This is a genomic window from Sphingopyxis sp. 22461, assembly GCF_052044915.1.
In the GTDB taxonomy this organism is placed as follows: Bacteria; Pseudomonadota; Alphaproteobacteria; order Sphingomonadales; family Sphingomonadaceae; genus Sphingopyxis.
Genome location: NZ_JBQENY010000003.1, coordinates 43,688 through 57,412, shown reverse-complemented (window position 1 = coordinate 57,412; position 13,725 = coordinate 43,688). Strand labels below are relative to the sequence as shown.

Annotated in this window: 11 protein-coding genes; 4 read left to right on the top strand and 7 right to left on the bottom strand. The window is 64.6% G+C overall.

Going from position 1 to position 13,725, the window contains the following annotated elements; translation table 11 throughout:
• Positions 1 to 33 precede the first annotated feature (33 nt).
• Positions 34 to 486: a bactofilin family protein gene (locus ACTJI5_RS05240; RefSeq protein ID WP_440859596.1), complete on the bottom strand. Its 453-nt coding sequence runs from the start codon at positions 484 to 486 to the stop codon at positions 34 to 36.
• Positions 416 to 1,627: a M23 family metallopeptidase gene (locus tag ACTJI5_RS05235; RefSeq protein ID WP_310250786.1), complete on the bottom strand. Its 1,212-nt coding sequence runs from the start codon at positions 1,625 to 1,627 to the stop codon at positions 416 to 418. The genes ACTJI5_RS05240 and ACTJI5_RS05235 overlap by 71 nt, the downstream gene beginning before the upstream one ends.
• A gap of 231 nt (positions 1,628 to 1,858) precedes the next feature.
• On the opposite strand from ACTJI5_RS05235, the gene ACTJI5_RS05230 reads away from it, so the two are divergent.
• The gene (locus ACTJI5_RS05230) at positions 1,859 to 3,265 is read left to right on the top strand and encodes a methyltransferase family protein (protein ID WP_440859595.1); all 1,407 of its coding nucleotides are present in this window, start codon (positions 1,859 to 1,861) and stop codon (positions 3,263 to 3,265) included.
• A 12-nt stretch (positions 3,266 to 3,277) separates the two neighbouring features.
• On the opposite strand, the gene ACTJI5_RS05225 is transcribed toward ACTJI5_RS05230, so the two are convergent.
• From ACTJI5_RS05225 to ACTJI5_RS05205, 5 genes are all read right to left on the bottom strand, one after another.
• A complete protein-coding gene (locus ACTJI5_RS05225; RefSeq protein ID WP_440859594.1) occupies positions 3,278 to 3,580 on the bottom strand; it encodes a hypothetical protein in 303 nt (100 codons plus the stop codon).
• A gap of 109 nt (positions 3,581 to 3,689) precedes the next feature.
• Entirely contained in the window at positions 3,690 to 5,951 is a 2,262-nt protein-coding gene (locus ACTJI5_RS05220; RefSeq protein WP_440859593.1) for a TonB-dependent receptor, read from the bottom strand.
• Between the two features lie 318 nt (positions 5,952 to 6,269).
• Entirely contained in the window at positions 6,270 to 7,643 is a 1,374-nt protein-coding gene (locus ACTJI5_RS05215; RefSeq protein ID WP_440859592.1) for a glutamate--cysteine ligase, read from the bottom strand.
• Between the two features lie 107 nt (positions 7,644 to 7,750).
• Positions 7,751 to 9,661 carry a proprotein convertase P-domain-containing protein gene (locus ACTJI5_RS05210; protein WP_440859591.1) on the bottom strand — a complete coding sequence of 637 codons (1,911 nt, stop codon included), beginning with the start codon at positions 9,659 to 9,661 and terminating at the stop codon, positions 7,751 to 7,753.
• Between the two features lie 162 nt (positions 9,662 to 9,823).
• Entirely contained in the window at positions 9,824 to 10,573 is a 750-nt protein-coding gene (locus ACTJI5_RS05205; protein WP_440859590.1) for a 16S rRNA (uracil(1498)-N(3))-methyltransferase, read from the bottom strand.
• Between the two features lie 204 nt (positions 10,574 to 10,777).
• On the opposite strand from ACTJI5_RS05205, the gene ACTJI5_RS05200 reads away from it, so the two are divergent.
• The 3 genes from ACTJI5_RS05200 to ACTJI5_RS05190 are packed head-to-tail and all read left to right on the top strand — an operon-like array spanning position 10,778 to position 13,676.
• Positions 10,778 to 12,424, top strand: coding sequence for a TadE/TadG family type IV pilus assembly protein (locus ACTJI5_RS05200; protein WP_439513573.1), 1,647 nt, complete (start codon positions 10,778 to 10,780; stop codon positions 12,422 to 12,424).
• Positions 12,421 to 13,017 (top strand): TadE/TadG family type IV pilus assembly protein, encoded by a 597-nt coding sequence (locus tag ACTJI5_RS05195; RefSeq protein ID WP_439513572.1) that lies wholly within the window; start codon positions 12,421 to 12,423, stop codon positions 13,015 to 13,017. The genes ACTJI5_RS05200 and ACTJI5_RS05195 overlap by 4 nt, the downstream gene beginning before the upstream one ends.
• On the top strand, positions 13,017 to 13,676 hold the full coding sequence (locus ACTJI5_RS05190; RefSeq protein WP_440859589.1) for a TadE/TadG family type IV pilus assembly protein: 660 nt from the start codon (positions 13,017 to 13,019) through the stop codon (positions 13,674 to 13,676). Before ACTJI5_RS05195 ends, ACTJI5_RS05190 begins: the two co-directional genes overlap by 1 nt.
• The last annotated feature ends 49 nt before the right edge of the window (positions 13,677 to 13,725 follow it).

The window sequence follows — 13,725 nt, the reverse complement described above, 5'->3', positions numbered from 1 at the left end:
AGGCTGCGCGGACGCGGCCCCATCGGAATCGGTTTAGTTGGAGATGACCTCGAGCGGGGGCGGGGCTTTCGCCGCGGCGGCACCGTGGCGGCGGTGGCTCAGCTTGCCTTCGACCTTGCCGCCATTTTCGATCGTGATGTTTTCATAGACCACGTCGCCTGTGATCCGCGCGGTCGCGTGGACGATCAGCGTCTTCGCCTCGATCGCGCCGTCGAGCAGGCCCGCGATCTTCGCGGTCTCGGCGACCACCGAGCCCTTGATCTCGCTCGCCTCGCCCTGAACGAGGTTGGCGCATTTCAGGTCGCCCTCGATCTTGCCGTCGACGTGCAGGTCGACGCTGGCGGCCACATTGCCGGTGACGACGACGTCCGATCCGAGGATCGAAAAGGTCGTGTGACGCGCGCCGGTCGCCATCTTAGCGGGCACCACGGGCGGCAGCGACGGAACCGACTCGCTGTCGGGCGTCGTCTTTGACTTCGAGAACATCGGCTTTGGCCTCCAGGAAGCGGCGCGGGTTGACCGCGACGCCATTCAAACGGACTTCGAAATGCAGGTGGCTGCCGGTCGAACGGCCGGTCGAGCCCATTTTGGCGATCTGTTGCCCCGCGGCAACCTGCGCGCCGACGGTCGAGGTAAAGCCCGACAAGTGAGCGTAGCGGGTCAGGATGCCCTGACCGTGATCGACCTCGACGACATTGCCGTAACCCGACTTCTGCCCGACATAGACGACGCGGCCGGGGGCGGCGGCGAGGATCGGCGAGCCCATCGGACCGGGGAAATCGAGCCCCGAGTGCATCGCACCGGCGCCGGTGAAGGGATCGCTGCGATAACCGTAGCTCGACGAGAGCATCAGCACATTGGCGGGCTTGCCCGAGGGGAGGGCAACGAGCGTGCGTTCGAGCACTTCCATGCGGAACAGCGCGCTTTCGAGCGCGGCGAACGACTTGCCGAGCGAACTCGCGCGGCCCTTGCCGCCGCGATAGGGGATGAAGGGGCCACCACGGCCGGCCGCGGCGTTGCGGACGAGCGCGGCGGGGTTCATGCCGAGCTTGGCGACGGCGCCTTCGGCCTTCGCGGCGCGTTCGTTGACCGCGGTCAGCAGGCGCGTCGCGAAATCTTCCTGGCGCGCTTCGAGGCGGGCGAGGATCTGTGCTTCGGGCGGCAGGTTCGGGTCGATCAGCGCGCTGGTTTTCAGAGGCGCCTGTTCGGCCGCCGGCGCGGCGCCCGCGGCATGGGCTTCGGGTGTCACGGCCGCGGGCTCGACGCCGAAGTGGACCTTCGACCATTCTTCGAGCTGTTCCTGCCGGTCTTCGAGATCGGCGGCGGTTTCGGCGACATTGTTGCGATATTTGGCGATTCGCGCTTCGGAGGCGGCGGCGGCAGCCTGCTGCTGCGCGACCGCGGCGCGCTCACCCGAGCTCAGGAGCTGGTTGACGAGCACGGCCAGCGTTGCGCCGGCCCATGCGAGCAGCACGATGCCGGCGATCAGCGCGACGCGCTTTTGCCAAATGGCGCTGACGCGCACGAAACGGACATGTCCGTGCGTGCGGACGAAGATTTCATGGTCCTGAAACAGCGCAGAAAAACGCTGGCGCAAATCGCGCAGACCCGTTGTTTTCGATGACAAGTGGCGACCCCATCTTGTGTTTTATTGGAGCCCTCCGCCCCGATTGATGCGCGCTGTATCAGGCCGGTTGCACAGGTGCGAATCTTTGGAGGGCGACTCGGGCCGAGTCGAAATTTTCACGCGGTGAACGGTGTCAAACGGTCGGAACGCCGCCATTTTGGCAGGAAAACGCCCGCGAATCGGAAAATGCGATTGACGGCTTGCTTACCATTTTCGGGTAACGCTAAGCGGGTGAATATCATGGCGAAATCTGCATCATCCGACGCCCACGAATCGGCAAGCGCTCCGATCGCGCCGACGGGCGTCCGCCCGCGTTCGGCCGTCAGCGCCGGGGTGGGCATCGTCGGGCTCGCCGGTCTGGTGAGTTATTTGTTGATCGCGCGTTTCGCGCCCGACATTGCGGCCTTCCTCGGTATCGACTGGGGAACCCGCGGGGCGATGAACGGGCCCAATTCGGCGATCGCGAGCGTGCTTGCCTGTGGCGGACCGATGGTGCTGTGGTCGATCTTCGTCGACAAGGTTCACCGCAATCCGTCGACCGGGATCGACTGGGCGCAGCGCCGTCCGTGGCGCGAGACGCTCGACATCAGCCTGACCAAGCTCGCCGGAATGTGGGCGACCTGGGGGCTGATCGCGCTGATCTATGCGACGATGCGCTATTATTGGGAGGGCAATTACGCCTTTTCGATGAACCTGCTCGAAACCGTCGCGCCGTGGCTGCTGCTCGTTTCGGTGCCCTATATGCTGTGGCTCGACCGCCGCATGGTCGAACCGCGCGACGGTTGCTACGCCTTCGGCCGCTGGCTGATCGCACCCGGCCAGCCCGTCGACGGCAAGGCCATCGGCCATCATCTGCGCGCGTGGGCGGTGAAGGGCTTTTTCACCGCCTTCATGCTGTCGATCGTGCCGGGCAATTTTTCGGCGCTGGTCACGGTGCCGCTGAGCGAAATCCTCGCCAATCCGTACAAGACCGGGGTCTGGACGATCAATTTCCTCTATCTGATCGACGTCCATATCGCGACGGTCGGCTATATCCTGACCCTGAAGCCGCTCGACGCGCATATCCGCACCGCCAACCCCTATGGCATGGCGTGGGTCGCGGCGCTCGTCTGTTATCCGCCCTTCATCCTGATGAACGGCGGGCCGCTCGATTATCAGATGTATGGCTCCGACTGGGGCTATTGGCTCGCGGGGCACGAAAACCTGTTGGCCGTCTGGGCGATCGCACTCGTGCTGCTCACCGCGGTCTACAGCTGGGCGACGATGGCGTTCGGGATCCGCTTTTCGAACCTGACGCACCGCGGCATCATCACGCATGGGCCGTACATGTTCACGCGCCATCCGGCCTATATTTCAAAGAATATGACCTGGTGGATCGGTTCGCTGCCCTTCCTCGTCACCGCGGGCGGCTGGGTCGAAGGCGCGCGCAACGTCGTGCTGCTCGGGCTGGTCAGCGGCGTCTATTACTGGCGCGCCAAGACCGAGGAGAAGCATCTCCTCGCCGATCCCGCCTATGTGGCGTACTGGAATTGGGCGCAGGAGCATGCGCTGGTGCCGCGCCTGTTCGCCCGGATGACCGGCCGCACGCGCCCGCTGATCCGGCTCGAGCCGGACGAACGCGTCGGGCCGGTCGCCTAGCTTTCGTTCGCGCTAGTTCGTAACGCCATGGCTTGCAGCGGCCTCGGCTGCACGGCGCGCTTGCAGTTGGGCATGCGCCTCATTGATCGCGCGCCACGCTTTTTCGCAGCGTTGCTTGTCGGAAGACCGCTCGCTTGTGCAGAGCTGATTGAGCCGCGCGAGGACGGCCTTGGGGCTGTTGTCGCGGCCTGCGGGAAATGCCCGGACCTGTTCGCCCATGGCGTTGGCGCCGATAGTGGCGGCCGAGTTGATATCGATGCCCTGCGCCGCCGCGGCGGTGGAAAACAGGCCAAGCGCGATCAGGCTGGTGGTCAAACGTCGCATCATCGACTCCCATATCGTTGCAGGGCGATGATAACATGGAAATAATTGGAAACGAAGCCCGATCCGCGCGGAGCGAAGCCCCGCGCGGATCGAAGGCCGATCAGAATTTGAAGCCCGCTTCGATGCCATAGATGCGGGGTTCGTTGACGTAGCTGGTCAGGTTGTTGAAATCGATGCCGCCGGTCGGCGATTCATCGTTGGTGACGTTGCGCACAAAGCCCGCGATGTCGAAGCGGTCGGTTTTGTAGCCGACGCGAACGCCGCCCTCGAGCAGCTTGTCGTCGGAGAATTCGACCGAGCGATAGAGGAAGAACTGCACCTTCGAGCGGTAATACCAGTCGGTGAAGGCATAGATGGCGCCGTCGCCGACGGGGATTTCATAACCCGCGGTCCAGTTGAGCGTCCACTTCGGCGACTGCGGCAGCTGGTTGCCGTCGATCGAGAAGATGCCCGGGCTGCCCGGACGCGCCGGGTCGAGCACGGTGCACGGCGTCGCCGAGCCGCAGCCCGCGACGAAGGCGTTGGCATCGTCGATCTTCGCGATGTTCCACGCGCCGCCGATCGAGAAGGTCAGGCCCTTGGCCGGTGCCGCCTGCAGTTCGGCCTCGATACCATGACCCTTGGCGTCGACGTTGAGCAGGCTCGCGACGTTCGACGTCCCGCCGACCGCGGTCAGCTGAAGATCCTTGGTGTCGAAATAATAGCCGGTCAGGTTGAAGCGGACGCGGTTGTCGAGGAAGTTGGTCTTGATCCCCGCTTCATACGACATCGTCTCTTCCTGATCGGCGGTCGAGATGACGCGCGAGAAGGTCAGGCGGCCCTGCACCGACGGCGCGCGATAGCCGCGCGCGACGCGGGCGTAGAGGGTGAGCGCGTCCGACGCTTCATAGGTCGCGCTGGCGTCCCACGTCAGCAGCTTGCCCTTGACCTTTGCCGCCTGCGGCGGGACCGGCGTGTTAGGGCTGACGACGAAGGACGGGCGCGTTTCGACCGGGCGCGACGCGACAAAGTCGCGCGTGTCATGGTTGTAGCGCGCGCCGGCCTGCAGCTTGAAGCCATTGTCGAACGCGTAATTGACCGAGCCGAAGATGCCATAGGCCTCGCTGTCCTGGCGCTGGATCGCGATCGCCGAGGGGGTCGCGTCGGTCGGCCCGCCGAATTCGAAGCTCGAAATGTCGAGCTTTTCGTCGAAATAGAAGGCGCCGAACTGATAGCCGAGCCCGCCGCTGTTGTTCGACGCGATGCGGATTTCCTGCGTGAACTGGTCGAGGCTGGGGACATTGTCCTGGCTCTGCGCCTGGAACGGGATCAGCCCCGGACCCGACACGGGCAGGAACACCGCGCCGAAGCCGCCGTCGATGTCGCCGCGGCTGCGGAAATTGCCGTTCCAATAGGAGGTGATCGAGTAAGCCGTCACCGGCCCGAAATCATATTCGAGGTTCAGCCCAGCATTATAGGTGTTGAGCTTCTGAAAATTGAGCCCGTCCTGATAGACTTCGTCGCGCTTGAATTCGGTGCCCGCGCCGCCGAGGCCGACGAGCTTGTTGCTGCCCGGAAGCTGCGTGTTGGCGCGGAAGATGATCGCCGAGCCGTCATAGATGCGGACCTGCCCGGTCACGCGGCCGGTGAAGGGGCCGTTTTCATATTGAAGCTGGAGGCGCGCGGCGATGTCGTCATAGCCGCCGAGATCGTTTTTCTTGGTGGTCGCGATATTGTCGACCCAATTGTCGCGGTGCTGGTACAAGGTCGACAGGCGGACCGAGAAGCCATTGTCGTCGGCGGCGCCCGCCGCGACCTCGACCTGCGTGGTGCCGTAGCGGCCATAGCTGGCGCGGGCGTAGCCGCCGGTCTTGCCGGGCTTGACGGTGTCGAACTTGACGATGCCCGCGGGGGTGTTGCGGCCGAACAGCGTGCCCTGCGGCCCGCGCAGCACTTCGACGCGGTCGAGGTCGAAGATCGGGAAGCCCTTGAGGATCGGGTTTTCGAGCACGACGTCGTCATAGACGACGCTGACCGGCTGCGACGCGTTGAGGTCGAAGTCGGTGTTGCCGAGCCCGCGGATATAGAAACGCGGGAAGGTGCGGCCGAACGAGCTTTCGATGTTGAGGCTGGGAACGCGGCCCGCGAGCACGCGGACGTCCGAACCGGTCGAGGTGATCGCGTCGAGCGTGTTGCCCGACAGCACCGAGACGGCGACGGGCACGTCCTGCAGGCTTTCCTCGCGGCGCTGCGCGGTGACGACGATGTCGCCGAGGCCGCTGTCTTCGGCGACGGGGGCGGCATCCTGCGCGGCGGCAGGGGCGGCCCAGGCCGAAGTGGCGAGAGCGATGCTTATAGCAATAGTGGAAGGAAAGTGGCGCATGGCGAGCTTCCTGAAACAGAGTTGACGATGGGAGAGTGGAAAAACCAAAGGCTCTTTGGCTTTCCGCACGCGCGCAATCAATCGCGGAAGCGTGCGCCGCTGACTTTCATGTCAGCAGTGTTGCGCATTTGCTGCACTTTGGGGGCGGGTCGGTCGGCTGCCGTCGGCCGCGAACGACGCCAACCATCATCGTCACCCTCTAACGAGACACGTGGCTCGTTAGACTTGATCCGGGGCCTATGACTTCAGCGCCGCCGTGGATCCCGGATCAAGTCCGGGATGACAGGAGGGAGGATACCCGTCGCATGCGTCGGTGGGTTAAAAGCTGAGCTCATCGTAGATTTTCGAAAGATCGCCGCCCCATGGGCCTTCGTAACGGTCGAGCAGGTCGTGCGCCGGGGATTTGCCGTTCTTGGCGATGCGGCGGAGGGGTTCGAGGAAGCCGACCTCGTTGTCGCCCATCGAATTGACCTCGCCGCGTGCGGCGAGCCCCGCCGCCGCGATGTCGAGGACGCGGTGCGCGAGTTCGCCCACGGTGCCGCCGCCGGGGGCGGGGGCGCAAAGGCCGTCGCGCGGGACGGCGTCGCGGAGCGTCTGCTGTTCCTCGATGCTCCAGCCCTTGACGAGATCCCACGCCGCGTCGAGCGCCCCCTGGTCGTAGAGCAGGCCGACCCACAGCGCCGGGAGCGCGCAGATGCGGTTCCACGGGCCGCCGTCGGCGCCGCGCATTTCGAGAAAGCTCTTCAAACGCACTTCGGGAAAGGCGGTCGAGAGATGGTCGTTCCAGTCGGAAAGGCGCGGCTTTTCGCCGGGCAATGCGGGCAGCTCGCCCTTCAGAAAGTCGCGGAAGCTCTGCCCCGCGGCGTCGATATATTTGCCGTCGCGGAAGACGAAATACATCGGCACGTCGAGCATATAGTCGACATAACGTTCGTAGCCGAAGCCGTCTTCGAACACGAAGGGCAGCATGCCGGTGCGCGCGGGGTCGGTGTCGGTCCAGATATGGCTGCGGTACGACATGAAGCCGTTGGGCTTGCCCTCGGTGAAGGGCGACGAGGCGAAGAGCGCGGTCGCGAACGGTTGCAGCGCCAGCGAAACGCGGAATTTCTGCACCATGTCGGCCTCGCTTTGATAATCGAGGTTGGTCTGCACGGTGCAGGTGCGCAGCATCATGTCGAGGCCCATCGTGCCGACGCGCGGCATATGGTCGAGCATGATCTTGTAGCGGCCCTTGGGCATGATCGGCAGTTCGGCGCGCGTCTTGTCGGGCCACATGCCAACCCCGAGGAAACCGAGGCCGAGTTCGGCGCCGACTTCCTTCACCTGTTTCAAATGGCGGCCGGTTTCGGCGCAGGTCTGGTGGAGATTTTCGAGCGGCGCGCCCGAGAGTTCAAGCTGGCCCGCGGGCTCGAGGCTGACGGTGCCGTCGCTGCCCGCGAGCGCGATCACCTTGCCGCCCTCGATCACCGGTTCCCAGCCGAAGCGCGTGAGCGCCATCAACAGGTCGTGGATGCCGCCGGGCTCGTCGTAGGACGGCGCGCGGTGGTCGGCGGTGCGATAAACGAATTTCTCGTGCTCGGTGCCGATGCGCCAGCGGTCCTTCGGCTTTTCGCCCTTGATCATGGGGACCGCGAGCTGATCGCGGCTTTCGACGATGGGATCGTTGCTGCCCGAGGCGGTGCGCGTGCTCATATCGCGCCATTATACGGTTCGGTACAGAAAGCAATCGGCTGTTGCCGCCTGCTATTTCACCGCGGCGCGAGGGTGGATCGTGAAGCGCGATCCCGGCGCCATGCCGATCAATTGATCGTCACGTCGAAGGCGATGGCCAAGGCGTTGCCGGGTGCGAGTGTCGGCGTGGTCGCGGCGACAATATTGCCGCCGATCGATGCCCCGAACGGATCGCTTTCGTCGGCGCCGCTCGCATTGTCGTCCTCGACCGCCGTCGCACCCGCGCAGCTTGTGCCGCTGCGCAGCGAACCGGGGGTGAAGGTCGTATTCGCGGGCAGCGGATCGGCGATGGCGATGCCCGTCGCGGTGCCGCTGCCATTGTTGGTGACGAGGATGCAATAGCGCATCGTCGCGCCCGGGATCGCCTTTGGATCGGTCGTCCCGTTCGTGGGGTCGCTGATGATGCTGCTGGTCTTGGCGATCGTCAGGTTCGCGGTCGGGCGGCAGAAGGTGATATCATGGATCGCGGCGCCCTGTTGTCCGGGGTCGGCGGGGGCGAGGCCGTGGCTGCCATAGGTGATGGTGATCGTGTCGACCGGTGCGGCAAAGGTGACGACGACGTTGCCGTTGGCGCTGGCGTCGGCCGAGGTGGCGTCGCCATAAGCGCTGTTGCCGATGACATAATTGCTGACCCCGTTGGTCAGGGTCGGCGTCACCGGCGATCCGTTGAAACTGCCCGTCACGGTCAAACGGTCGGCGAATTGCCCCGCCGCGTAATCGATGTCGAACACGCGAAATTGCACGCCGGGCACCGCGGTCGGCAGCGTGATCGTCGAGGTGATGGCGCCGGCCTGGCTGGTGAAATCGGCGATCTCGAAGATCGAAAATTGCGCCGGGGAGAGGCCGCCGGTGACGACATTCTGGCGCGTCGGCGACTGGCCGCCATAGGTCGCATTGTTCAGGAACGCGCCGCCGCTGATGCCGATATTGAAGTTCATCGTGCCGATCGCGGTCAGGGCATAGCTGCCGCTCGTCGTGCCCGCGGTCCAGGTAACGCCGTCCCAGTCGTGCATCGTCGTACCGACGGGGCAGACGAGTGTCGGCGGTGTTCCCGCGGCGCGCGTGCCCGACACGGTGAAGCTGGCTGCATCATAGTCATCCTCGCCCGCCGCGCCGTTGCCGGGGGTCGAATCGAAGTCGAAGGCCGACGACGCGCTGACCTCGGCGATATTGGTCACGCTCGCGCCCGCGGTGGCGGTGACGGTGCCGGTGATCGTCAGCGTCCGCGTCGTTCCGGGCGGGATATTGCCGACCGTCCACACGCCGGTCGTGCTGTTGTAACTGCCGAAACCCGAGGCGCTGGTGAAGGCGAAGCCCGCGGGCAGTATGTCCTGCACGGTGACGCCGGTCGCGGTCAGCGCCGAGCCGCTCGCGTTGGTCACGCTCAATATATAGTTGATGCTGGCACCCGCCGCGGGCGACGCGTTGCTCACCGACTTGGTCAGCGACAGGTCGGCGGACGGCGCGATCGGCACCGTCGTGAGCGTCAGGTCGGTGCGCGTGAAGTTGCCGCTGTCGCCATTGAGCGAGTCGCAGATCGTGAGCTGCCACGTCCCCGCCGAGCCCTGGCCATTGAAGCTCGCGAGCGATCCCTCTGGACGGAATGTGCGCTGATAGGGCGGCGCCGCGGCGGTGTTGTCGTTGCTCGTATGGGTCGAGATGCTCGCCGCCGCGCTGTCGTCGAACAGGACGTTCAGATTGTCGGCCGAGGTGCCGACATTGGTGATCAGATTGACGACGGTTCCGCCCGGCGAAACCAGCGTCGCGCGGACGTCGCCGCGATAGCTGTGCGTGAACTGCACGCCGATATTCACATCGGTGACCTGTGCGTTCGCGCCGACGGTGAAATTTCGTACCATCGGGCTGGCGCACGCGGTCGCGGTTTCGCTGATCGTGCCGGTCGCCGTGTTGCTGTAGCTGGTGGTCGTCTGTGCGGCGGCGGGATTGCTGGCAAGCGTCACCGCCAGCCAAACGAGCATGAGACATACTCGCACAGACTGCAAACACTGGCCCCCACGCCAGCGGTATCGGCTCTGGTCCCGCCGTTGCATGGCGCCGCTATGGCCCGGGCATAGCTAATATCGGGTTAAAATCGGTAACTTGGCCGCATTTCTGTGCGGCAACGGGACAAAAGCGGGAATTCAGGCGCCCGCTGACCAATCGCCATTTTGCGCCATCCAGATGCCGACGGCGGCGATCGCTGCGGTTTCGGCGCGCAGGATGCGGGGGCCGAGCGCGATACGGCGGACGGCGGGATGGCCGGTCAGAAGCTCACGCTCGCGCTCCGTAAAGCCGCCTTCGGGGCCGGTGAGGATCGCCGCCGGTGCGGGGGCGTCGATGCTGGCGAGCGGCGCGCCGCCGGCTTCGTCGGCGAACAGCAGCGTGCGCCCGGCCGGCCAGTCCTTCAAGAGCTGGGGCAGTTTGACGGGCTCGGCGAGCGTCGGAAGCGCGGTGCGTCCGCATTGCTCGCACGCTTCGACGATCTGTGCCTCGAGCCGCTCGCTTTTGACGCGTTCGACGATCGTGCGTTCGGTGATGACCGGCTGCAGGCGGCTGACGCCGAGCTCGGTCGCCTTTTCGATGATCCAGTCGAGCCGCGCCTTCTTGACCGGCGCGAAGCACAGCCAGAGGTCGGGAACCTGCTCGATTTCGCTGATCTGCCGCTCGATGCGCAGCGTCAGCGCGCGTTTCGCGGCGTCGGCGACGACCGCGAGCCATTCACCGCTGATATTATCGAACAACAGGATCGGGTCGCCCGCCTTCATCCGCATCACATGGAGCAGATAATGCGCGGCGGGGCCGTCGATCATGGGGGCGGCATCGGGCCCCAACGGCAAATCGACAAACAGGCGGGGTGTGCTGGCGGGGGGCCAGGCAGGAGTCGCGGGCATATGGGGCCGATAACAGAAGGCGATATTTTGTGCATCCTTTGCCGTGAGGCGATGGGCCTTGTCCCGATCCGGGTCAGAACCGCCGATCCGGGCCGGTCGACCCGCCCCCGATTAGCATTTTGGTAAGCAGTCTTCCCCTAGGTGCGAGAATACCAGCGGCCCAAATCTAGTGGGGGGCGTCGCGGGGCGAAGAGGGGTTAGGCCATGCGAGGGACCGTGTTCAGCCGGCTGCGGCTCGGCGCCACAAAGCTTTTGCGCGACCAGCGCGGCAACGCTTTCATGCTGACCGCGGCGGCGATCGTGCCCGTGATCGGTATCGTCGGTTCGGCGGTCGACATCGGCCGCGCCTATATGACGCAGCTGCGCCTGCAGCAGGCGTGCGACGCGGGCGTCCTCGCCGGGCGCCGCGCGATGGGGGCCGGGGCCTATGGCGTGGACGAGGAAGCCGAAGCGGACAAGATGTTCAACTTCAACTTCCCGACCGGCCGTTATGGCGCCACGGCCATCAGCTTCTCGTCGGAGGCCGACGGCACGGCCGACGTCACCGGCACCGCGAGCGCGACCCTCCCCACCGCGCTCATGTATATTTTTGGCAAGGGCCAGTTCAACCTTTCCGCCGCCTGCACGGCAAGGCTCGAAATCTCCAACATCGATGTGATGCTCGTGCTCGACGTGACCGGATCGATGGAGCAGACGAACGAAGGCGATGACCAGAACAAGATAACCGGGCTGAAAGCGGCGGCGAAGTCTTTCTTTACCACCCTGACCAGCGCGGACATCGGCGACGGCCAGCTCCGTTTCGGCGTCGTACCCTATAGCACCACGGTCAATGTCGGAAAAATCCTTCGCGACGAAAACACCGCGTGGCTGTCGCAAACCGTGACGGTGCCCTCACGGCGGTGGGGGTCGGGCCAGGAAGAGGAATGCCGAAACGAGGGGTCGAACAGGAACCCGCGATGGGTCTGCAGCATGGTGACGAAGAACCTCTATCATTATGAGGATCGGACCTTCACTGTCGGATCGCCCACGATCGGCTCCAATGGCACCATATTGAGGTTCGCAACGGGAAGCGAAGGCGCGAATGTGTCCACCCGTTGGGGCGGCTGCATAGTGGAGCGGAAGACCACGGCTTTCGGTCCTGAGGAGACGGCGCCGGCCGACGCCTTCGACATGAATATCGACATGGTGCCCAACGCCAACGCAGACACCCAATGGCAACTGCTCCTTCCCGCTTTCGTCCACGATCGCCGGCAGGTTGCGCCGTTCCAGTCATCGACGAACTTTTCGAGGGTCAGCAATGTCGCCTGTCCCAATCCGGCGATGAAATTGACCGTGATGACGAGCGCGGACCAGGAGACGTTCGACGATTATATCGACGGCCTGCTTACGGGCGGCGGCACCTATCACGACGTCGGCATGGCGTGGGGGGCGCGGCTGATTTCGCCGACCGGGCTGTTCGCCGACGAAAATGATGCCACCGACGACGGCGAGCCGATCGACCGGCACATTCTTTTCATGACCGACGGCCTTATCGACACGTCGAACACCCAGTACACGCACCAGGGGCTGGAACGGTCGATGGTACGGGTCGGTTCGACCAGCAAGGCGGATTCGGATGCGCGGCACACCAACCGGTTCCTGCAGCTTTGCCGGGCCGCGCGCGATCGGGGCATCACCGTCTGGGTGGTGTCCTTCGGCCTTTCCGCGGAGGAGGAAGAGAGCGAGTCGAATCGGAATCTCGGCCGATGCGCCTCTTCGGGTCAGGCGCTCGCGTCGAGCAATACCGAGGAATTGGACAGGAATTTCCAGTCGATCGCGCGGCAGATGTCGAAGCTGAGGTTGGCGCAGTGACGCGCCGCGCCGCCTTGCTTCGCCGCCTGCGCCGGAACGAGCGCGGGGCGGCCCTAGTCGAATTCGCGCTGACCGCGCCGGTCTTCCTTCTCGTCCTGTTGGGAATATTCGACTTTTGCTGGCAAATGTACGCCCAGCAGGTGCTGCAAGGCGCGGTGAGCGAGGCCGGCCGCGACTCCACGCTACAGGCCTACGCGCTCAATCAGTCCGCGCTCGACGATCGTATCGAGGCACAGGTTCTGAACATATTCCACAGTGCGACGGTGACCTTCACCCGCAAGGCATATGACCGTTTCGATCAGGTTGGCGTCGAGGAACGTTATACCGACGACAACGACAGCGGCAGCTATGACGCGGGCGAATGTTTCGACGACTTCAACAACAATGGCCGATGGGACGCCGATCGCGGCATCGAGGGCAACGGCGGCGCCGACGACGTGGTTCTCTATACAGTGTCGATGACATTCGACCGTGTCCTGCCGGTATGGAAAATGCTGGGTCAGCCGCAATCAACGACGCTTTCCTATTCTACGGTTCTGCGCAATCAGCCGTTCGCCAGCGGTAGCGATGCGCCGCCGGACGAGTGCCTGTGATGGCCCGCCGTCACATCGTCCGCCGCGCGCGGATTGCAATCCGGCAGCTCGCGCGCAACGCCCGGGCCGCGGTCATCATCGAAATGGCCTTTGCCATCCCGCTGCTGGCGCTGATCGGTTTCGGCGGCCTCGAAATTGCGAATCTGACGCTCGTCAATACGCGCATCAGCCAGATCGGGCTGAGCGTTGCCGACAATGCCTCACGCATCGCGGCGGGAAGCAACCTGGCGCTGCCGCGAGTCCGCGAAGTCGATATCAACGACGTGTTCGCAGGCATCGAGAAGCAGGCGGGGGGGCTGGAATTCAAGAAAAATGGTCGCCTCATCCTCTCCAGCCTCGAGCGCAACACCGATAATGGTCAGTGGATACACTGGCAGCGCTGTTATGGCGATCTGGACATCGATTCGGAATTTGGTCCGGAAGGGACGGGCGAGGACGGCGACGACTTCGCAGGCATGGGGCCGGAGGGCGAGGAAGTAACGGCCGCGCCGGGGACCGCCGTGATGTTCGTCGAAGTGACCTATAAGTATCAGCCCCTGCTTTATGGCAAATGGCTGGGTGCCCGGACGATCACGACGACCGCCGCCTTCAATATCCGCGAGGCGCGCAATCTCACTGGCGGGGTCTTTGGGCCCGGCGTGGCGTCGACCTGCACCTGACCGCGACGGGCTTCGCTCAATCAGCCATTTATCGCGCGCGCCGCGCCTG

Bases quoted from the DNA above. Each gene is read 5' to 3' on its own strand.
- ACTJI5_RS05240 (WP_440859596.1), bottom strand. From the start codon at position 486: ATGTTCTCGAAGTCAAAGACGACGCCCGACAGCGAGTCGGTTCCGTCG.
- ACTJI5_RS05220 (WP_440859593.1), bottom strand. From the start codon at position 5,951: ATGCGCCACTTTCCTTCCACTATTGCTATAAGCATCGCTCTCGCCACT.
- ACTJI5_RS05215 (WP_440859592.1), bottom strand. From the start codon at position 7,643: ATGAGCACGCGCACCGCCTCGGGCAGCAACGATCCCATCGTCGAAAGC.
- ACTJI5_RS05210 (WP_440859591.1), bottom strand. From the start codon at position 9,661: ATGCTCGTTTGGCTGGCGGTGACGCTTGCCAGCAATCCCGCCGCCGCA.
- ACTJI5_RS05205 (WP_440859590.1), bottom strand. From the start codon at position 10,573: ATGCCCGCGACTCCTGCCTGGCCCCCCGCCAGCACACCCCGCCTGTTT.
- ACTJI5_RS05200 (WP_439513573.1), top strand. From the start codon at position 10,778: ATGCGAGGGACCGTGTTCAGCCGGCTGCGGCTCGGCGCCACAAAGCTT.
- ACTJI5_RS05190 (WP_440859589.1), top strand. From the start codon at position 13,017: ATGGCCCGCCGTCACATCGTCCGCCGCGCGCGGATTGCAATCCGGCAG.